This window comes from Halalkalicoccus paucihalophilus, assembly GCF_001593955.1.
In the GTDB taxonomy this organism is placed as follows: Archaea; Halobacteriota; Halobacteria; order Halobacteriales; family Halalkalicoccaceae; genus Halalkalicoccus; species Halalkalicoccus paucihalophilus.
The window spans coordinates 129662-151138 of record NZ_LTAZ01000012.1; the positions used below are offsets into that span (position 1 = coordinate 129662).

The 21477-nt window shown below is 54.4% G+C and carries 18 protein-coding genes and 1 pseudogene; 7 read left to right on the top strand and 12 right to left on the bottom strand.

Annotated elements, in window-relative coordinates:
• Positions 1-77 precede the first annotated feature (77 nt).
• Complete coding sequence (locus tag HAPAU_RS15150) at positions 78-755, bottom strand: nucleotidyltransferase family protein (protein WP_084383781.1); 678 nt, start codon at positions 753-755, stop codon at positions 78-80.
• 641 nt (positions 756-1396) lie between these two features.
• On the opposite strand from HAPAU_RS15150, the gene HAPAU_RS15155 reads away from it, so the two are divergent.
• From HAPAU_RS15155 to HAPAU_RS15165, 3 genes are all read left to right on the top strand, one after another.
• Positions 1397-2371: an AAA family ATPase gene (locus HAPAU_RS15155; RefSeq protein WP_066384479.1), complete on the top strand. Its 975-nt coding sequence runs from the start codon at positions 1397-1399 to the stop codon at positions 2369-2371.
• Positions 2368-3699: a VWA domain-containing protein gene (locus tag HAPAU_RS15160; protein WP_066384482.1), complete on the top strand. Its 1332-nt coding sequence runs from the start codon at positions 2368-2370 to the stop codon at positions 3697-3699. The genes HAPAU_RS15155 and HAPAU_RS15160 overlap by 4 nt, the downstream gene beginning before the upstream one ends.
• 61 nt (positions 3700-3760) lie before the next feature.
• Complete coding sequence (locus HAPAU_RS15165) at positions 3761-4921, top strand: XdhC family protein (protein WP_066384486.1); 1161 nt, start codon at positions 3761-3763, stop codon at positions 4919-4921.
• A 397-nt stretch (positions 4922-5318) separates the two neighbouring features.
• Here HAPAU_RS15165 and HAPAU_RS15170 read toward each other — a convergent pair whose 3' ends face one another.
• From HAPAU_RS15170 to HAPAU_RS15180, 3 genes are all read right to left on the bottom strand, one after another.
• Entirely contained in the window at positions 5319-6020 is a 702-nt protein-coding gene (locus tag HAPAU_RS15170) for a hypothetical protein (protein ID WP_066384490.1), read from the bottom strand.
• Between the two features lie 173 nt (positions 6021-6193).
• Positions 6194-6955 (bottom strand): hypothetical protein, encoded by a 762-nt coding sequence (locus HAPAU_RS15175; RefSeq protein WP_066384493.1) that lies wholly within the window; start codon positions 6953-6955, stop codon positions 6194-6196.
• A complete protein-coding gene (locus HAPAU_RS15180) occupies positions 6949-7155 on the bottom strand; it encodes a hypothetical protein (RefSeq protein ID WP_066384495.1) in 207 nt (68 codons plus the stop codon). Before HAPAU_RS15180 ends, HAPAU_RS15175 begins: the two co-directional genes overlap by 7 nt.
• Positions 7156-7361: 206 nt before the next feature.
• Between HAPAU_RS15180 and HAPAU_RS20000 the strand changes: the two genes are divergently transcribed.
• A complete protein-coding gene (locus HAPAU_RS20000; protein WP_084383783.1) occupies positions 7362-7574 on the top strand; it encodes a winged helix-turn-helix domain-containing protein in 213 nt (70 codons plus the stop codon).
• 512 nt (positions 7575-8086) lie between these two features.
• Here the strand turns inward: HAPAU_RS20000 and HAPAU_RS15185 are convergent.
• Positions 8087-9064: a lamin tail domain-containing protein gene (locus HAPAU_RS15185; protein ID WP_169802668.1), complete on the bottom strand. Its 978-nt coding sequence runs from the start codon at positions 9062-9064 to the stop codon at positions 8087-8089.
• Between the two features lie 670 nt (positions 9065-9734).
• Positions 9735-10295 carry a hypothetical protein gene (locus HAPAU_RS15190; protein ID WP_066384499.1) on the bottom strand — a complete coding sequence of 187 codons (561 nt, stop codon included), beginning with the start codon at positions 10293-10295 and terminating at the stop codon, positions 9735-9737.
• Positions 10296-10513: 218 nt separating this feature from the next.
• Here HAPAU_RS15190 and HAPAU_RS15195 point away from each other — a divergent pair, with 218 nt between their 5' ends.
• From HAPAU_RS15195 to HAPAU_RS15205, 3 genes are all read left to right on the top strand, one after another.
• Complete coding sequence (locus HAPAU_RS15195; RefSeq protein WP_084383785.1) at positions 10514-11779, top strand: mandelate racemase/muconate lactonizing enzyme family protein; 1266 nt, start codon at positions 10514-10516, stop codon at positions 11777-11779.
• A 725-nt stretch (positions 11780-12504) separates the two neighbouring features.
• Positions 12505-13188: a helix-turn-helix domain-containing protein gene (locus tag HAPAU_RS15200; RefSeq protein WP_245634172.1), complete on the top strand. Its 684-nt coding sequence runs from the start codon at positions 12505-12507 to the stop codon at positions 13186-13188.
• Positions 13189-13412: 224 nt separating this feature from the next.
• Positions 13413-13595: a hypothetical protein gene (locus HAPAU_RS15205; RefSeq protein WP_066384501.1), complete on the top strand. Its 183-nt coding sequence runs from the start codon at positions 13413-13415 to the stop codon at positions 13593-13595.
• 534 nt (positions 13596-14129) lie between these two features.
• Here the strand turns inward: HAPAU_RS15205 and HAPAU_RS15210 are convergent.
• The 6 genes and pseudogenes from HAPAU_RS15210 to HAPAU_RS20015 form a co-directional block, all read right to left on the bottom strand.
• Entirely contained in the window at positions 14130-14552 is a 423-nt protein-coding gene (locus HAPAU_RS15210) for a VOC family protein (protein ID WP_066384504.1), read from the bottom strand.
• A gap of 980 nt (positions 14553-15532) precedes the next feature.
• Positions 15533-17932 (bottom strand): DEAD/DEAH box helicase, encoded by a 2400-nt coding sequence (locus HAPAU_RS15215; RefSeq protein WP_066384507.1) that lies wholly within the window; start codon positions 17930-17932, stop codon positions 15533-15535.
• Between the two features lie 10 nt (positions 17933-17942).
• Positions 17943-18560, bottom strand: a complete 618-nt coding sequence (locus tag HAPAU_RS22385; RefSeq protein WP_245634164.1) for a ribonuclease H-like domain-containing protein — start codon at positions 18558-18560, stop codon at positions 17943-17945.
• A 72-nt stretch (positions 18561-18632) separates the two neighbouring features.
• Positions 18633-19388 (bottom strand): annotated as a pseudogene (locus tag HAPAU_RS22985) (helix-hairpin-helix domain-containing protein); the annotation flags it as partial.
• Positions 19389-20116: 728 nt separating this feature from the next.
• Positions 20117-20470: a PadR family transcriptional regulator gene (locus HAPAU_RS15225; RefSeq protein ID WP_066384516.1), complete on the bottom strand. Its 354-nt coding sequence runs from the start codon at positions 20468-20470 to the stop codon at positions 20117-20119.
• 513 nt (positions 20471-20983) lie between these two features.
• Positions 20984-21346, bottom strand: a complete 363-nt coding sequence (locus tag HAPAU_RS20015) for a DUF7344 domain-containing protein (RefSeq protein WP_084383787.1) — start codon at positions 21344-21346, stop codon at positions 20984-20986.
• Between the last annotated feature and the right edge of the window lie 131 nt (positions 21347-21477).

Here is a 21477-nt window from a genome sequence, read left to right on the forward strand (position 1 = left end):
TTGCAACAAAAATATTAGTTTTCAACGGTCAATGTTGCAAAATATTTCGCACAGCTCTATTTCTCAGTATCTGTTTCTCAGGGGAGGTCAGCAGGAGTATCGATGTCACGGACGACACCTGGATCGTCGGTCGCAACGAGAGCTGATCGGTCCCCTTCGAGCAATACCGCACATCCACCAGTGTCTCCTGAGACGTCGGCAAGTCGTTCGAAGTGGCACCTATCGAACAGCACTGGATTCCCGCGAGAGCCGTCGTATGCCGCCGCAAGCGCTGTCTCGGGTCCTGTTCGATATGTCGCGACGAGAGTATCGACGGTTTCTGGGCTAACGAACGGCATATCTCCGAGTGCAAACACCGCCGCAGCCACGTCAGACGTCTCGAGTGCATTGATTCCGACACAGACTGACGTGGCCTGGCCGCGAGCGTACTCGTCATTTTGAACGAGTGTGATCGGCTTCTCCGCGAGTGCGTCTGCAACTCGGTCAGCGTCGTGTCCGACGACGACGATTATCGGATCGACCTCGCTCGCAACCATCGTCTCGACGGCGTGAGCGACGATCGGTTGTCCCTCGAGGTCGGCTAAGAGTTTGTTCGCCGCACCGAACCGTGAACTCGTTCCGGCGGCGAGGACAACGCCAGCAATCTCGTTGGATCCGTCGCTTGGATCCTGATCGCCGGTTTGATTCGTCCGATGGTTTGTCGCCGGCTGACTACCTGAGAGCGGTGTAATGATTGGAATTCCGTTGTTACCCATACTGGCCTCCCTGCCGGTTTAGTCGGTTGCAGGGGATGCTTCCTCGGGTGACATCCTCCCCGCCGTGAACGGCGAGGCTTCCCACAGGATCGGTCCTGCTGAGTTGGGAGATTTACGGTTTGCATCCCGTCGTGATATGGGCCGTGCCACGCGGCCGTTACCTCTATCCGGAGAGGACTCGGGGTTACTTGGTTGTTTATTGACGGTATCCCACTGCGGTCGCCGAGGGGAATACCTTCGACCAACCGAGGGGAACCCCGGTACTGTCTCATTAGGGTGGGCGGCACGGCCGCCTCGGTTGGTATCACAGACAGACTGTATCCTCGTGAATCTACCGATGCGGCGATTCATCCCCACCCTAAAGGACGGGATTTTCTCGCCTAATTCAGATAACCACCGTCCATATGTTCATGCTATGGCTCCGGTATGACGGGCTGTAATCCATAGCAGTCTGTGTGTGATGCACTACCAAATGTGTCCCGACTCGAGTACTTGGCAACTGATTCGGATTATCAACATTTTTCTCCGAGTGAAGGTTTAGCGTCTGGAGCACTTCGGATGAGACAGACTCCGAATGGATGCGAGAATTATTGACCGTCGTTCGACCATGGCGCGACGATGGCTTCCCATAGCGGTGAGCGATGACTGAGCCGACCACTCTCTCGTTCGCGGCGTTTACCGAGTCGGATCTCAGAGAGCTCTTCGATCAGCAGGAGTACGTCGCGGCGGACGATATCGTCGTTCCAGTACTGCTTGCACTTCGGCTCGGGAAACCGCTACTCATCGAAGGAGAACCCGGAAGCGGGAAGACAGAGTTAGGAAAGGTCCTGGCGGCGGGACTCGAGACCGAACTCATTCGTCTACAATGCTATGAGGGGTTAGCGGCCGAGAACACTCTCTACGAGTGGAACTACACGAAACAGTTGCTTTCGGTGCAGGCCGGTGAACGCGGCGTCACCGACGATAGCACGGTATTCGACGAAGAATATTTGCTCGAACGACCGCTGCTCCGGGCGCTGTCGGACGATCACGAGCAACCAGCCGTCCTCCTCATCGACGAAATAGACCGTGCCGATCGGGAGTTTGAAGCACTGCTACTCGAGTTCCTCTCCGAGTTTCAGGTTACGGTGCCAGAACTGGGAACGGTCGAAGCATCAGTGCCGCCGATCGTCCTCCTCACATCGAACCGAACACGAGGGCTGGGCGACGCGCTCAAACGGCGTTGCTTGTATCTCCACCTAGATCCACCGTCGTTCGAGAAAGAACATGAAATCGTCCAACGAAAAGCACCGGGATTGGACGGGCCGACGGCCGCGGAGATCTGCGGTGTCGTCCAGCGGTTGCGCGAGGAACCGCTGTTGAAACAGCCCGGAATCGCGGAGACGCTCGACTGGTCCTGTGCACTCCTCAAGCTTCGATTCGGGACCGAGGCCGGCAGTACTGAACCCGATGATGAGAAATCCACCACCGCGCTTTCTCCCCAACTGATCGACCGCACGCTATCGTGTCTGCTGAAGGAGATCGAGGACGTATCTCGAATCGACGACGCCCTGCTCGAAACCCTCGTCCGTGCGGGCCGAGATGCGCGAGAGCGGACGGAGGACGCCGAAGCGTGACCGACCCGGTGTTATCCGGCGGACTCGAGACTGTCCGCGACCACGTTATTAGCGAGGTCGTGAGGTTTGCCGATGCGCTCCGCGACGAGGGTGTGGCCGTTTCATCGACGGCGAGCATAACAGCTGTTCAGGCCATTTCGGAACTCCCCGAACCCGATGAGTCGACCATCCGTGTCGCCCTCCGCACTGCTCTCATCTGCCAATACCCGGATATCTCCGTGTTCGAACGGCTCTTTCCACGCTTCTGGGTCAGACTCACAGAAGGCGATACCGACATCACATCGCTAGCCGCCAATAACACAACCCAGCCCTTTGCAGTGCCCCAAGCGGGTAAATCAGACTCGGAGGCTGGAGAGAACGACGATGCTGCGGAGTCGATCGAGCGGACTGAGCACGCGCAGTCACCTGTAGTAGAACCAAACGCACCCGCAGACAGAGATGACGAACGGAACACCGAGCCGGACGTGGGATACGTCTTTCATGCCCTGTCGACGCGAACAGGACGCTCGGAACCAGTTACCGTCGACGACGTTACGATACCCGAAACGGACGTTCGCGAGCCACTCAATCGAATCGGTCGATTACTGGGACAGAAGCGGGGACGACGCTTCGAAGACGCACGGACAGGAGACAGACTGAACGTCCGTCGGACCCTCCGACGAAGTTTCGGGACCGGTGGAACCGTCCTCGAGTTTGAGCGACGCAGCTACGATCGGACGGCGGCGAACGCCGTCGTTCTCGCCGACGTGAGCCGGTCGGTCCTCGACAGTATCGACCGCGGATTTTTGCTACGTGTCCTTCGACAGCTGTACGCCGACTGGCGATCCGTTCGAGTATTCTTCTTTGACACCAGCCTCCGGGAGGTGACGGCGCAGTTCGACGAACCGTCGTCCGATCGTGCCATTGCAGCCCTCGAGCGCGCCGAAACTGAGTGGGGCGGTGGGACCCGGATCGGAGAGGCGATTTTGACCCTTCGGACCGACTATCCGGATGCCGTCGACCGAGAAACTGCCGTGCTCGTGATCAGCGACGGCCTCGAGGTCGGGGAACTCGATCTGCTCGAACGAGGGATAACGTGGCTTTCGACACGAGCTGATTCCGTTCTCTGGCTCAATCCGCTGGCGATCGATAGCGAATACGAACCGACCTGTCGGGGAATGACGATTGCCTCTCCGTTCGTCGACGGTCTGTTCGGATTCGCTCGACCATCGGATCTCGAAGAAATCGCGAGACAGCTCTCGCTTCGTGGTGTTCACGGTCGAATCGGCTACGAGTATACCGGTAGCCAAACGTCGTTTGGAAGTCGATCACAGTCGATCGAACAGTGACACGGACCGTGAATTCCCCTCTGACAAGAAGGTATAATTGTGTAAGTGACCAACACACGGTATGTCCTCTCAAGAGTGGAGTATTCCCGAAACCGACGTTCTCGGGGCAATCCACGACGCTTGCCGATCGGATCGGCAAGCGGTCCTCGCGACGATCGTCCGGGTGAAGGGAAGTGCGTATCGCCGACCGGGAACGAAGATGCTCATCGATAGCGACGGCAACGGCGTCGGGAGTCTCACGGCAGGCTGTCTCGAGAATGAAGTTCGCTCGCTAGCGACGGCCGTCCTCGAATCAGGAGAGTCCCGCGTCGAACGATTCGACCTGAGTGGCGATGATGATGTGTGGGGGCTCGGCATCGGCTGTAACGGTGTGATCGATATCCTCCTTGAGCCGCTTACCGACACGTTCGAGCCCGCACTGAGAGCGTTCGAGGACGGCGAAAACGGGACGGTAATCACGGTTCTCGATAGCGAGACCGAGACGTTCGCCCGCGGTGACCGTACGTACTACCACGATGATACCAGCGAGTTCCACGATCTAGTTGGGGCGTGGCCCGACGACGTACTGAATCATCTCAAGGACCCGGCATCGACGCTCGCAACAGCCGGAAACGCGGAACCGGTCACCATCGACATTTCGGGATCAGCGGTTACGCTCTTCTGTAATGGTATCGCCGCGCCGCCGGAGCTCGTGGTCTTCGGGACGGGACACGACGTTACACCCGTCGTCAAACTGGCGAGGCTGGCCGACTTTCGAGTGACTGTCGTCGGATTTCGGAGCGCCGCCACAACGGGCGATCAGTTTCCGGATGCGAACCGTGTCATCTCGTCGTCTCCTGCACAAATCCGCAATGCACTCGAGTTGGATGAGCGGACCTACGCTGTCGTGATGAGCCACAACTTCGTCGACGACCGGCTTGCCCTCGAGGAACTCGTGCAGTCACCTGTTCCATATATTGGCCTAATGGGGCCGCACAAACGCTTCGAGGAGATGCTCGAGGCGTTCGCCGACGAGGGTCGAACGTTTACCGAGACGGAATTATCGAACGTCTACACACCGATTGGGCTGGATATAGGGAGTGGTGCACCGTATCAAATCGCGATGAGTATCGTGTCCGAGGTGCTCGCCGTGCACAATGACCGCTCTCCGGATCATCTCAGGAATCGAGATGCAGCACTCCATGACCGAATTGACATTGAACTCGATAAGCAATCACAGTAGTAACCACTACACCGCTGAGAGCGGCGAAACCTACTGTAGTCTCAGCTTCTGTCGTAGCCGCTGGGCGGGTGTGGCTCTCGACTCAGTTCGTCTGTGACGATTTCCACAGAGTGCAGAACCCGCGGTTAATAACTGACGGCTACTTCGATCTGGTGCTGAAGAAATACGACGAGTCAGTAGATCACCAAATCGATGACGAGCAAGAAGGAGAGCAGTAGACGAACCGTCTGTTTCTAATCACACCGTGGTGTGATATACGTCCAAAGTAGAACCAGCAAAACCGTTTCTACTCTCTCTACTACAATATTGGAAGAAGGCTGCTCGGAGTTGTGACTAGGTGAGGAGGGCTTGCCCGGGGTAGTTGTCGTCGACTATGCTCCTTGTTGTTGTCCCGTTGTTAGGACATCACGCTCTCTGTAGGGGGTTGCTCAATATCCCGATCACAACGATCGTGATAGCGGTCGGCTGCTTCCTCGTCGATAACGACGAGTTTCTTCCCACGTTGTTTCGTCTGCTCAACCTCGTCTTTCCCAAGTTTGTCGAGGAAGTCCATGACGCGGGCCACAGTTTGCGTATGTGGCTTCGACCCTTCGGCGGCGGTGATGACCTTCGCGATCGTCTGGCTATCAAGCACGAGCCCAGCAGGTGCCTTCTCGGCGTAGTCCTGTACGTCCCGAGCAATGAACCGAGCGCGTTGCTGATTCGTCGTAAGCTCCCGGTCGGCGATATGCTCGGGGAACGTACAGATCCGCTCTAATGGCGTCTCTGTGGTCGTGGTCTGGGAGGCTCCGTTCTCCTCGGCGGCGGTGGTCTCTGTGGGCGTTTCCTGAAGCGTTGTCTCGAGCTCCTGGGTCTGGTCTTCGACGTCGGTAATCCGCCCGCGAACGTCGGCGAACTCCGAGCCAGCAAAACGCTTGTACTCGGTGAGCTTCGCTTCGAGTTCGTCGATCCGGTCGTCCTTGCGTTCGACTTTGGCCTGGAGTTCTGCGACGCGATCGGTGAGCGCTTCGAGTTGTTCGGAAACGGATTCGAGGGTTGGGTTGTCGGTCGTCGCAGGCTGGTCAGTGGCGGTGCTCTCGGTCGTTGTAGTGTCGCTCATTGGAAACAGGATGATGGTGAGACGATCACAGGGCCCGTCTCGTGGCTGGCAAGCGTTTCGACGGCGTGGCTCGGCGGCGTACCTACACTCGGGATAAAGGGTGCTAGAGGCAGGCCTCTCGGTAGGCGTGTGTCGCTGGCGCTGTGCGAAAGCCCGCCCATTGCTGGCGCGGGTTACTCCTGGTGCTGGTGGAGCGGTGTACGAGCGCCCGTGCGGGTAGCCGGGCTCGTGGCGCGCTGAGTATCGGTATTGGTGATCGCGGGGTCGCCGTCGGGATCGGTCTCCTCGGCGGCGTCGGTCGGATCACCTGTACAGGCCCGGACGTGTTGGGGCCACGCGCTCATCCCAACCGGCGCGTTACAGTGCGGGCAGGGCTTGGTGGCCTGTTCGCCTTGGCGGGCGATCTGGCAGTTCTCACAACGTCGGGCCGTACTCGCCTCGGCTTCGGCGAGTGGGACCGGCGTGTATTGGGCGTTCGTTTGGCAGTTGCACAGTGGGTGGCCCTCGCCGTTATCGATGTGATAGACGGCACTGGCGGGGTTCTGAATGTGGGTGTCTCGGAGAAGCGCTGTCGGGGGTTCTTCGCTGTGGGCTTCGGTGCTGCCCTGGCTCGGGGCGCTTGCGTCGAGCGTCTGGATGGCGCCGAGTGTCTGGAACTCCCGTTGGGTGCGAACGTCCAGCGTTCGGCTGAGTCGACTCCGGAGGAGGTGTTCGCTCAAGCCCCGCGTCGGGTTGGTGAGTTCCTCGTGGGTGCACTCTCGACAATGCAGGCGTTCGATCGCGAACGAGGGGACGTCTTCTTCGCGGGCGGCGTAGATTGTGACCTGTTCGCCTTCTCTGAGCGTTCGGTTGCAGGCGGTGCAATCGGGATTGGTTTTCGAGAGTCGCGCGCCGGCGAATAGTTGGGTAACGTTGGTGCTGATTTCGGTCAGCATCGGTCGGCCACCTCACACTCGTCGGCGTGGAAGGCCTCGCGGTGGAGATCCTGCTCGCGGATGGATTCGCGTTCGCAGGCTTCGCAGCGCCAGTAGGTGGTGGCGTTGGAGACCGTTGGGGGTTCCCGGTAGGGGCCGGTGATTTGGTTTGGTTGTTCGGAGGCGATACTGTTTTCTGGGGGTGAGTTGCTAGTGCTCATTGCTTCTCACGGGTTGAGAAGCGCGGTCCGGTGCTCCACCACCGGGCCAATTCTCCTCATTGGCGATACCGTGCTTCCTACTTAGACATGAGTAGATAGCTTCTTAACTTTTACTATTGGTCAATGCTATTAGCATGGTCTAATAGTAGAATAAGAATATAGATGCGTTATCACTATGCAGAAGGTCGTGAATATGGGTAGTATAAATGAATGCAGAGGATCTTCAACAGAGTGATCGAGAAATTTTAGAAGAGCTTCGTAAAGGCCGTTGCACACCTGCTGCACTTACAGATTGGACGAGTATATCAAAACAAACTGTCCATAATCGTCTTAACATCCTTGTTGCCGCGGGTCATGTTGAAAAAATCCACGGGAGTGGCTTGTATCAGCTCGTCGATGACCCAGAGAAGTCAAACTGAGATTGAGACTACAGAGCGGATCGAACACATATATGAAACCCCAGTGTTTTGTCTGAGTCCATGCTAGACTAATCCTGTTTGAACGGCAAGCTGTTGTTTCTATAAACATTTGGACTTTATTCGAATGAGATTGATAGCCAAGAATTGATAATGGCCCAAACTCTCTTCACGGTTCAATTGAATATTTCAGTTGGACGCTGCCTGCGTCCCAGGAGGGGGAGGGTGCCTCTGACACATCACCACTTCCCCCTCCTTGCAAGGCATGAAACCTTGCAGTCACAACTAGGTCAGAACAATTTGTAGGCTTTCCCTTTTTACATGGAGCGCGTATTTCGAGCACTCGGCCGGAATTTGGTATCTGGGGGACTATGCACCTACTGTCCGTACATAGACTATAGTATGGCCGTTTTGCCGAGAATCCGAATTCAAAATTCCACAGAAAAATTCTGCACCCAGCTTTTGCCGCTGTCGAGAAATAAAAAAGAGGTTGGCGACGATTCGTTGATTACTCTCTATTCGTCCGGACAGTCGTTCTCAGGCTCCGGCTCAGGTTCTTTCTCAGGACAGTCATCCTCCGGCTCGGGTTCTGGTTCCTCTTCCGGGCAGTCGTCATCCACCGACTCGTCTTCTTCGTCATTCGATTGCTCATCCGAATTATCACTTGTTCCATCATCGGACTCATCAGAGTCATCCGAATCGTTGTCCTCGCTTTCATCCGCATCCGGTGGATACACCGTTAGTGATACGGTTTCGTCTTCACCATCAATCTCGACTTCTTCCTCGTCGGATTCCCACGTTTCGTCCGGGACATCATACGTTGCTGAGGCCGTATACGTCCCATTTTCGAGTTCGAAGGTCGCAAGAGTTTTGCTGTTATCGTCCTTGCCCTGGGGTGATGTTGTCTTCGTTTCACCATCAACTGTTACATCAGCACTGATGATTCCATTGTCTTCGGATTCGATGACAGAAGCAGTCAGTGTATACGTCTCTTTCTCCTCATTGTCATCTCCGCCTTCATTATCATCATCGTCCGAGTCCCCGCTCTCATCTGAACGGGCAACTTCTTCGTCCTCCGGCGAGAGCAGTGCCACCACGTCCGGGTTCTCATTATTCAGCACCTCACCCTCATATGGGTCCTCCAGAGAGACATCACCGCTCTCACCACCACCCGCTGCAACTGTCACAGACTCTCCAGCTCCAATAACAACCTCGCCGGACAGCGTTCGAATCTGATTGACCTCGCTATCCGTACCCGCTTCGAAGTTGATTTGATAACCAGTTAGGTCGACCTCACTCTCCCCATTGTTCGTAATCGTGACTGTCTCTGCCTCAGCATCCACCTCAAGAGACAGGTCCATCTCAGATTGAGCTAACCCAATTCCCGACGATGAAATCCCCACAGCAGCTGCTGAGACCGCAAGCCCCGTTTTCAGTACCGTTCGTCGGGTTGGTTTCCTCTCCTCTGACTTGTTCCTATTGCGTTGTGTCATATGACGTGACTGTTCCCACTCACTAACCACCATTAAAGATAGTGTTATCGGAACTTACCGCAAAAAATTAAACTTTCTGCTTCATTTTGTTCGGAATTATAAAATAATTTTTCATCAGCTATTCATCATCGCTATTTCTCAGAAACTCCTTAGTGGTACTGTCCCATTGTTTGCCTTCTCTGGCCTCTCACTGGCACGTCAATGGATACTCGTCCATCTCATGTCCTTTTCTATCATGGCGAACTAATTCTTCTTGTAGGGCCAACTGTTGGCTCTATGAGGAGGAATATAATTGCCTCCCAGTATCTAAACCCAATGGCTACATCGAACTCGGTAAAAAAGGGGTTGTATTATCAACCCTTCTTCTTTCACACATCAATTGATTACTGCCACTGGGCGTTGATAGCGCCCAAAGGGGAGGTGCCTCTGACACACCACAGCCTTCCCTTCCGCTCATGGTCATGCAAGGTTCAGGGGTTACCTTGCGGTCCTAGCTAGGGAGAAAAGGTTTGTAGTCTTTTCTATCGATAGACCCAGGACCATCGATAAAGAAATAATGATCTCTCAAGACCGCAAACCAATTCCTATCCTTAAGTAGGCTCTATACGGCTTGCTGTGTGGTCCTTTCACTCCATGATTGGGTTTTGTCTCAGAGAACTGCCGCAGCTCCTCACAACCCAAGCTCTTCCCGAACGTCGGCCTCAGTAAGAACTCCGCTCTCGACAAAGAAATCCTGCAATCCAACACCCTGATACCCACCAGGACCAAGCCGAAACTCTGGATCTCGAAGGGAGTTTTCAAGCAGCTCAATAACGGCGTTAGCCTCGCGCAACCGACCTTGCGAATCGGCGTCCGGATCTTCAGCCCACGATTGCTTCACGAGTCTCATCAATGAACGACCCCGAGATAACGGCGAAATAGTGTTATCGAAGCCTCGCCGTTGAAGCTCACCGATATGCTGATGGATGGAATCCTCGAATTGCCGTTCAGCTCCCGACCGTAATCGATAGGGCTCAGCACTCGATTTAGCATTGTAGATAACAGCGTAACTGCTGTCGTTCCCCCGGTAGGTGAAAATCCCATCCGGATTGCGCCCACTTCCTTGCTCAAGGTCCTCGACAGTGTAGCCAAGAATTCGGAAACACACTGCAAGCCGATTCTCGAACAATGACTCAACGGTCGTTCCGTTTTGCTCTGCCAGCGTCTTCTTCTGGTCCGTCCGAATCGCCAAGGCGGGAAGAATCGAGAAGATCGGTAAACCGAGATGGCATACTGTTCAGAGCAGCACCACACGACCGAATGGCGAAACAATCGAATCCGGTGACGTCGGTGACGATTCGTATGGTCAAGGTCGAGAAACGGGGTAACAGCAATGACTGAGAAGAGTGATCAGCAGGAACTTGCCGATACGCAAACTCCTTTGCCATCGTGGGTTTCGGATCGATACCTATGACAGATGACTCAAAGTACCGCCAGCTCGTGGCGGACATGATTGGTGGTATTGGGTGGCGCGACCTACGCAAGACGGATCAGCGCCGCGCGCCCGAACGCGACGTGGAGATCACGGATATCAAAACTGCAGTCGTAGAGGGCAACTTCCCGTGGGTACTCATGAAGGTCGAAACCGACGCCGATGTCTATGGGTTGGGGGAGGCGTTTCCTGGTCCGGCCGGCGAGTACGTCGAGTTCCTCAAACCTGGCCTCGTCGGACAGAACCCGTTCGATATCGACCGCTTGGTGGAGCACATGACACAACTGCTCTCGGGCTTGGGCGGATCGACTGGGTATTCCCAAGCGGCAGTATCAGGAATCGAAATCGCACTCTGGGACATTGCAGGTAAGCTCACCGGACTTCCAGTGTACCAGCTGCTCGGTGGGAAGTATCGCGACGAGGTCCAGATCTACGCTGACTGCCACGCCGGCGAGAACCTGGCGGAAGCCACATCAGTGGACCCACGCGACGTGTACTCGCCTGAGTCATACGCTCAGGCAGCGCGCGAGGTCGTCAACGAGGGATTCGATGCACTGAAGTTCGACCTTGATGTGAAAGTCGAGGAAGCCGACACCGCGACGCGACGGCTGTCCCGCCCTGCGATTCAACACAAGGTCGACATCGTGCGCGCGGTGCGCGAGGAGATCGGTTACGAGCCCACCCTTGGATTTGACCTCCACTGGAACTTCTCGGTGGAGACTGCGACCAAGGTTGCTCAAGAGGTCGAGGAGTACGACCTCGACTGGCTTGAGGACCCGGTACCGCCGGAGAGCGCCGAGACCCACCACAAGGTGGTCAAGAGCACGTCGACGCCCATCCTAGCAGGCGAGAACCTCACCCGTGTCGAGGACTTTCTTCCCTTTTTCACTCAGCAGGCGCTCGATATCGCCGCGCCAGATATCCAAAAGTGCGGCGGGCTGCTTGAGTTCCGGAAGATCGCGGCCGTGGCTGATGCATTCGATGTGCCTATCGCGCCGCACAACATATCGAGCCCCATTGGAACGATGGCGAGCGTCCACGTCTGTGCCACCGTTCCTAACGCATTCGCGCTTGAGTGGCACGCCCGTGAAGTGCCATGGTGGGACGACATACATACCGAGGACGAAGACGTTATCCAAGACGGCGTGATCCAAGTGCCTGAGAAGCCTGGTATCGGCGTCACGCTTGATCCCGATACGGTCGGGGAACATCTCGCGCCTGGCGAGGAGTTGTTCGAACTGTAACCTTGAAGGAAGTTCATCATCGATAACCTGAATAAATGTGTCAATTATTCGGTAATATATAATTTTATAAATAATAGTAAAATATTTAATATCCTAGTATGGGTATTGTTCTCATGAGGCGGAGACAGCTTCTGAAATCGATTGGGATCGGAACAGCCGGAATCGCGAGTAGTGGCGCCGTCGGTGCTGAGCCGAATCGGCTCTATTCAGAAGCAGATGGAGACATCGACTACGACGACACGTTCGCGAAAAAAGAATGGGGATACGTCCGCCACGATTGGAACCCACCGACTGGTACGGGTCGGCCTGTCGTATACTCGCACGATGGATATGTGGGTGCAAGTTTCGCAGCCAATGGCCCGACCCACTATATTCGAATGCCAGACGACACACTCATCGCGACGAGCGTTGGCGTCTATAGTGCTATTCCATCGCCGGATCTCGGCGGTGAGTACGTCCACGTCCAATCGAGCGTCCGAGCAACAGCACAATCATAGCGCCGAAGATCGTCATTACGATCGCTTTCGTGTTCCATGTGAAGATATTTCGATTCTCCATCAGAGAAGAAGAGGAGCCATGTCTCCTCGGGTTTAACGCCGAGCATGCACCCTACATTTATCTCTGGCTATAATATCACACCCTGTATGATCGCGGCAACAGTGCTTCATTTTGGACTACAATGCGAGCTGGACCGAATAGTACGACCGAGGACGTGAAGAGTGACGATGATGAGATATATAACCGTCGTCATATCCTTAGAAGACTACATACGATCAAACAACGATCAACAGATGCAAAGAGGTATCAGTGATCCAAGAGAGGTCTGGATTAATGACACACTCGTAGCGACACAGGAAGCGATACAGTATATCAATCTTCTTGATGACGAATCTGTTGTTGGAGTCGCACAGTTTAGAGGCGATGCTGATCAGCTCGCAACGATAGAAGACGAGATTCCGGAGATCATCTCGTGCACTGTAACAGGTGGTGAGACATGGCTGGCATATATGCACTACGAGCCTACCAACGTCGAAAAGACCCTTCTCAAGCGTATTGATACCGAAGCTATCAGCATCGACTGGCCGATGAGAGAGACCACTGACGGACTAGAAGTCACGCTCTTTGGTGAAAACACAGCCCTTCAGCAACTGATCGCTGGTTTCCCTGATGAGATAGATATCACTCTTGAACGCGCAGGAGAGTATCAGCTGAACATAGGTGACCCAGTAGGGCAACTCACTGATCGGCAAAAAGAAATCCTCCAGATAGCACTCGCCGCAGGATACTATGATATCCCTCGCCGTGTTACGCAGCGTGATTTAGCTACCGAACTTGGGCTTTCACGAGGGACGATTGGGAATCATCTTCGCCGGGCAGAAGCGAAGATCATCCGGTCGATAATTGTGTGAAATAGGCATTGTTTGTCAATAGTTGGCAATTTCTAGTAGAAGTGTTAGCGGCGTACCTACTGTCGGTTGAGATAATGATCGGCTCCTTCCAGGCTGATTCCTCACCCTAAAAAGAGTGTACGTAAGATCCCATCAGAGGGGTCTGTCATCCGTTGGCTGAATGGGTAGGACGGTACTCCAACCTGCCTAAGAGTTTATATCAGAAGACGGATTCACTAGGGCGTATGCCCGCCGGAGCCCCTGACGAATGGCTGTTCGAAGATTGGCTACTGATCGTTCGCGCACTCACGAATGCAAAACACGAAGACTGTCGGTGCTACGAGTGTGATACCATTGATGCCTTGCTCGGCGACATCGCTCACTACTGGGACCTCGACGACCGCGAATTAACCGAAGCAATGTGCTGAAGGCAAATTCACCTCCGGTATTGGGCCTGCGATTGCAACAGTCGTTCTCGCGTTTCACGATCCGATGAACTACGCAATCGGTGATCAATACATGATTGCAGCTCTCTTTGGTGAGGACCGAGCACTACGACTTTCTGACTAGCCGCGACTCCTCACTGCACTCTGTGAACGGAATCCAGGTGGGTTCGATCTCCGGACTGTCGAGACGGCGTCCTACCAGCAGTATCGACCAATAGACGATGTCGGTCGTCGATGAAGAGCGTATCCGTTGAGTAGAGCTAATAGAGAGTGCTCGCTCCTCAAAGACAGTCTCCCTTGTGCAACACGACGTCCTTGGATGCGAGGTGTTGCACAAGGCTGACCACGTCAAGAGAGGAGAGTCTTTCCACACAGCTGCAGCTGGTACAATCAGTACTCTGTTGCAATTCGCAGATCATGATAGGAATAGGGTGCTGCATACAGAGGATGAACTCAGGACAGCGACTCTGCTAGTTTCACGCCGAAGCCGATGAACCAGTTGCTCAGTAGACCGGCTTATTCTTTAATTTCAAATTGTGGATTCCACACGACTTCCCATACGTGATCATCTGGGTCCAAGAAGTGACCCGAATACCCGCCCCACTCACGGTCACGCGGTGGGTCAGTGACATCTGCCCCTGCTTCGTCCGCTGTTTTTAGTACGGAATCGACTGCTTCTTTCGACTTAACGTTATGACCCAGGGTAAACTCCGCAGGACTGGGCGCAGTTTCCTCCACGTTCGCATCTTCCGCGATTTGTCGTTTTGGGTAGAGAGCGAGCTGCAGGCCGTTCGATAACGGGAAGAAGGCAACGGCTCCTCCTTCAAATTCTGTGCCGATGATTCCTTCCGTCGACCAACCTAAGCCATCGCGGTAAAATTCGAGTGACGTTTCGAGGTCGCTGACCCCTAGCGTAATCACAGTAATTCGTGGGTCCATGGTGGGGTGAAGGACTGGTAGCAAGATATAGTCGCCCCGGCGATGTGGATATCGTCTGTCGTCTCGGCTGTCCGGAACGATTCGAGGTTCGTCTACCGCAACCCGTATGGAACACACGTTGCCAGCAAAATTAGAGCGGACAGCACAGTGAACGATTCAGGCTCAAACACAATGACACGGTTGTTCTGATGAAACGTTGCCTGATCGCCCGTATAGGACGCAAGTGAGCGTGACAATGTCGCTTCGCTCGCCGGCACGATCTATTTGACGCGTGCAACGTACGTGACGGCCCATTATCACCGGTGATATACAGTCCAGCATACTCTGGATTCTGCCCAACAGCGACGAATTCCCGGCAGTGTTCTCCTCGAGAAAGGGACTGCTATTCTCTCGGCAGAGAAAGATTGCAACCGTTGGGTTAGCAGCTCCAGCAAACTCGCGTCGAGAAATCCCGACGAACCAGCGTCCGGATCCTCAAGCCACGGATCACCACCGATTATAGAGATTGCAGGCGAAAATACCACGCCGTTTACGGCGTGGCTGAATCGCCGTCATCATCCGTTCAAACGCCCGAATGGGGAGGCTTAGGTGCCCTACGGACGTATATCCATCCGTCGACGAAACGACTTCCCGTTTGGTCTCGACATCCCGAAAATTGGGAGTTGACTCGGTGTTTGCCCCATCAAATAAGTAAGCCCTCGGGAACGCAGGCCGACAGAAAACAACCACGTAACTCCGAATCCTGTGCAGGATAGGAGTAACGGCGGTGTGGCACCGCCTCCGGTTCGTCGGACCGGTAACCGTAAACATCTCAATGAACCGCCCTTTTGGCGGACGTGGGAGGCCCGCGCCTTTAGGGACGGGAGGATGTCACACGGTAATAGTGGCTTCAGGAATTCTGACATGAAGACAGGAGCACAAAAACAATCGGAACTGCTGATACCCTCGGATATCCCCGTCACCAGGCTCCATTCGATAAATTACCCGAGCTGCTCAAGCACTGTCTCCAAGACATGGACTGTCGCTTCAGTGTGTAAATACTGGTTTTGATTCCTGCATTGAGAATCCATGATACATGCCGGACACCCGTTCGTCCCGGTACACTCACAGGAAGCGACCCGTTCGCGAGTTCGCTCAGCGATCGTGCCGAACTGGTCGTAAATTCGTTTACTGAACCCGAGACCTCCCTCAACGGCATCATGAATGAACCAGGTTGGAACGTCGGTCACGGCGTGCCTCGGCGTACTCAATCCACCGAGATCCGATTTGTCCATTCGGAGTTCCAACGGAGTGAGTTTGATCATGCCGTGTTCCGCTCCGTGCAACCCACCGCCGAACACCTCCATACGCTCTCCGTCCGACAGCGACGCTGGATCCATGTTGGTAGCCTCTTCAAGGATGGTCGTCTCGATCGATGGCGGTAATTCGATCCAAACAAGATGCGTATTGAGTTCAAGCGGCGGAAGGCCAGTCGGCTGTAACGAAGTCGTCGTTTCGCCGGTCCGAATGTCCTTACGCTGATGATGTGTGTAGTGTATTTCGATTATACCCGTCCCCCACGATAACTGATACCCATCACCGAGATCGCGTGTCGCCTCGGACTCTAAATCACGAATCGTCTTCTCGGAGCTCGTTTCCGTATACTCATTCGTTTGCACTTCTCGAACAGCGATATATGGGTTCGGACGGTCCTCTTCGAACTCGATGACTTCGTACTGTGCACCGCTATGGAGGAACAGCGCCCCTTCATGATGATCGCGATACGCTCGCTCTCGATCGACCGGCTCCATGTCGATCTCGCCGTCGGGACACCGCACATCGAACTGTGTGTTCGACGTGGCATACATCGATATCTCCGATTGCGGGCGTGGCGACCCCATATACCGCACACTCCGAGAGAGGTCACCGGTAAGCTTCCCAGCATCCGACCACATCCCGACAGCCCGATCGAGGCGCTCTCCATCGAACCATTCTCGATCAGCATCCTCTAGCGGCTGCTCGTGTGCAGCACACAGAACGTGTTGTGCGTACACGGGATTGTTCTCTAAACCGATCACAGCCTCCTCGACACCGTCCTTGAGAACGTACTCTGGGTGGTCGAGAATGTACTGATCGATAGCATCGGCTCGAGCAATGAACACCGAAAGTGCATCACTATCACCCCGACCCGAACGTCCGACTTGTTGCCAGAACGACTGACGCGTTCCTGGATACCCCGTGAGAACTGTCGTATCCATCGACCCGATATCGATCCCTAACTCCAGTGCATTCGTCGATGTCAACCCGTCTAACTGCCCGTTTTTGAACTGATACTCCGTGTTACGACGCGTCTCTTTGCCCAGCCCCGCGTGGTACGGTTTTGCTCGTAGCTGTCCAGACCGGGGGTGGGTACCTGCAGCATCAGTCGCGTATTTCGCACCCAGCTCCGCGTTCTTCCGGCTTCTGGTGAAAACAAGCGACTGGAGACCATGCAGCCCGAAATGAGCGAGCAGAGAGCCTGCCTCACGTACAGGGTTCGTCTGTGCGTTCCGGAAATCCTCGAAGGTCGCGTCCGCCTCAAGTACCGCCTCATCAAGCGGTGGTTTCCAGAATACGATCTCGCGTTTGCCCCGCGGTGACCCGTCTTCGTCGACGACCGTGAACGGTTTTCCGGTGAGCCGTTCGGCGTGTTCAGTGGGATTACCGATCGTCGCGGAGGTACAGACCAGTTGTGGATCACTTCCATAATGGGCGAGAATTCTTCGAAGCCGGCGGATCGTCCACGCGACGTGCATCCCGTGGACACCAGTGTATGTATGGGACTCGTCTATCGCGATGGTAGCACAGCTCGAGAAGAACGATGACCAGCGAGTATGGTGCCCGAGGTAGGCGTTGACGCCGGAGAAGTTCGTGATAATGACGTCGGCCGTCTCGCGGATATGCCTGCGGCGGTCTTGTGGAGTGTCTCCATCATACACTGCCACGGCGAGATCCAGTCCGAGCACAGCGAAGAACTCGGTGAGGGCTTGTTCCTGATCGCGTGAGAGTGCTTTCGTCGGATAGAGTAATAATGCCGTCGACCCCGGATCAGAAAGGTAGTTCCGAGCGATCTGGAGTGCATAGACGTACGTTTTCCCGGATGCAGTAGCGGTCGTGACACAGACATTGTTCCCGGCCGCGAGCTGGTCAAGAGCCCGTGCCTGGTGTGTAAACAGGTCCCCGATCGCTTCGCTGAACCGGACAGCGAGGTCACCCCGGAGGACCGTTCGTGAATCGACGTACTTGCCATCTTCCGCTGAGATAATCTCGGCGTGCTTTAGTTGTCCCTCGTAGCGAGGGACTGTTCGTTCGAGCGCCTGTGCTGTGATCGGTGAATCCGAGGTGTTTGAATCCGAGCTCATACTAACGTCGTCACCAGTCAGACAGTTGCCCCTGAGTCGTTGAGGCTCCAGTATCGCGTGAGGGTGCGTCAGTAGAAACAATCCGACTACTCGCCTTGAGTGCCTCATAAACTGTCGCAAGCCCTCGAACATCGTCCTCACAATAGATTTCGAACGTATTCCATTCGGGTTCAGTGGCCGACGATTGATTCGTCATCCACTGCTGGTAGATCCGAGCGACCATTTCACCGGTTATCTCTTCGGCCATGGGCTCATATCCAAGCGCGGTCGCCACGTCCTCTAGCTTGTTTGTACGACCGGGAAGGATCGCGTTACCGTCCTTGACGGCCCACTGATAAGGGTCAAACCGATAAATGCTGGTCCAATCGGTCTCGTACTGTGGACAGTACTCGATGATGTGATCCTGAATGACATCGAAGTCGAACTGCCACCCGTTATACGCAACGAGGGGGCGATGGCTCGCAGTCGTTGTATACCAGTGCATGAATTCCTCGAGTGCACCTGCCGGTTCATCCGGGTCCGTCTGCAGGAACGAGAGGTACTCTCCGTCGGCAGAGGATCCGTCGAGAACACCGATCAGCCACGTGATTGTGGGCGACAGGCCATCAGTTTCGATGTCGATATACACGGGCTTGCCACTCGGAAGAGGTTTCTCGGTGGTACGAACGACCTCGTTGTTGGCGATAGCTTGCGCACTCTGCTGGACGCGTTCTGCAGTCAACCGTCCGAAGCCACGAACCGCTGCAAGCGTGGCGATATCGGTTGTAGCGATCCGCTCTCGTGATGTGAATCCAGCATCGCGAAGTTGCCGTGCCCGCGTGCGACCGACGCCAGTGAGTGCCTGTAGTCCGAGACTGGTCGGCTGAAGTCGTTCGGTAAGCACCTGCCCATCAGTCCGGCACGAGAGCGTAACTAGTGGCGATCCTGCATAGCCGGCTTCGACACCGCCGCCGATGATTTCGAGGCCACCCCACTCACGGCGATACCCAGTTGGTAGCTGCGAGGAGATATGACAATATGTCCGAGCGACATCATCGTGTGCGAATTGACTACTGTAGGCGTCGTACCCGAGAAGTGTCGTCGAAAGCGTCGTCGTATCGACGTTCAGCTCCAGCAAATTACTGAGAACGTATGTCGGCGTACTCGGGTCGAGAGTGTTGCTTTCATACATGGAAAGGTCGTCAAGGGAAGTCCATGTCGGCGCTAAGAGGAACTGAACACCGTTGACTCGACAGGGACCGTTCGAGGGAGCGCGCCCAGCAGGATGAAAGACTACTGTATTCGACCCGGTACAGCGCCGGAGCGTGCTTGCGGCGCGGGGTGATGATGATGAGCCGGTGAGGAGAATGAGGTGGGGATCGACGTACGAAAGCCAATCGTCGAGCTCGCCCGGAGTCGCTTGCTCAACGAACGGTGGTGATGCACACGCGATCCGAGCGGTCGAAGACGATGACATGAGCAGAGTGAGTACCGGTTGCGGGTATGGTAGCTACGACCTTGAATGTGCAGTTAGAGGAGGAAATCCCACAGGTTGATCGACGGTGATATTCTTTCACTCCGATTGGCACCGGTATAACTCTCCCCGGAGTGAATAGATACCTGTTCAATGGCTCGGTCATCATTTCGACCCACCAGTGAAAAGAGAGACAGCACTGGTGGTACCATGAGATAGACAATAATGTCGTGATCGTGCCTAAAGACAATTCCACTGAAGACGGCTACGGACGTTGTAAGTAAATATAGCCCTCCTCGGTAACGACCGAGCACTGCGACGTTCTGACTAACCCGCGACTCCTCACTGTACTTCGTGACCGAAATCCAGGTGAGTTCAATCTCCGAACTGTGGAGAAGGCCTGCTACCAGCAGTATCAAGAGAGACACGATATCAGCTGATGGTAAGGGATGTATCCGTTGAACAAACAGAGAGTGGTTACTCCTCAAAAAGATCTGCCTTGTGCAATATCCTGTATCCAAGAAGCAATTTGTTGCACAAGGCTGACCGCGTCAAGAGAGAGAGACACGATCACAGAGAGTACTTCGAATCCATAGAACTGGCTTCCATAGACTGTGTAAACCGGTTCAACTGTCTCGAGCATGATTCGAGACGATGCGCACTGTTGGAACTCGATGTCTCTCTGCAAAACGTAATTGCAGGTCGGTGCGGATCGATCTGTGGTGGTGGTATTAGCTGATCAATGCCTGAATGTCCGCAGCGCGCTCCTCATCTGTGACGAGTTTCGAAAACTGCCAGTCTAAGTCGCCCAGGAGAAGTTCATAGCCCTCCTCGGTCAATTCGTATTGGTTCGTGCGCTTATCGAGCTCACTTTTTTCGAGCAATCCGTCCGTGATGAGGTCGTCGAGATTCGGGTACAATCGCCCGTGATTGATCTCGCTGTTGTAATACTCTTCGAGTTCGCGTTTGATCGCGAGCCCATACATCGGTTCCTCGCTGAGGATCGTGAGGATGTTCTGCTGGAAGGCGGTCAACTCGTGTGCGGTACGCTGGTTAATCGCCGGGGCTGCTTGTGCCTCTGACATGGCGGGTTATACTTCACGAAGCATCGTGTTAAGTTTGTGTGTGATTACATCATCTAGAAATTAGACAAAGGAATGACAATACAAGTGTTGATACATTCTATCGGCTATTCTTGAACTCACGCAATCTGCCCACTAGAGCCCGTCAGCTCATGAATAGATAGTGAGAAGAGAGTAGCAATTGAATAAGTCGTATATCTATTATCATTATTAATCCTAAAGAATTTGAAAATAGTTGACCGTAGTCTGAAGGGAAAAGAGGTGTTTGTAAACTATTTGTCGAATGATTCTGAGTGCGCAACATGCTCAGCATATTCTTCACGCAGTAGCTGGTAAGGATCACAGACGAGCTGCGCTCGCGAGTCGTAGTCGAATACGTGAAGGTGTGCTACCTGTGGAATTGCTCTTCAAATCAGATTGTTTGTTCTGAGCTATAAGGTGAGTACGTTTGGCGCATCTGGTAGGCTGAACAAACGACGAACGGACTGAGAGAGTGACGTCTGGTTCTCGACGTGGCTACCAGTCGAGTTTGTTTTCTTTAAACGCTGCATGCTCAACCCATTCCTCAAGCGACGGGTTTTGCCAGTAATGAACGGCATTCGTTCGCGGATCGTAGTTGATGACGTTTGCGTCAGCGAGTGTTGGAAGACACTGCTCTTGCAGATAGGGTTCGACAGGCTCGGTAGACGACTGATCGTCTGGCGCTTCTAACTGTGCGACGTGAGAGGCGGGTTCATCGAGATAAATACCGTCATTTTCTGTCTCGTAGAGGGCGTAGAGTGTGTATCGTCTTCGGCGCTCACTCAGAAGCTCGAAGATCGTCTCAAGCGAGAGCGTTATTGGACTAACAGGGTTCCTCTCCGTCACTGCTGCCTCCAAATTGGATCCAGTCTTACTGGCGATTCTGCAATCTTATTAGGCATATTTCTTCCTCCGGTGTATATTGAGCGACACGAAAGGATAAAAATGGGTACTAGTATCAGCTCGTACCTACATCGATGGACGTCTCT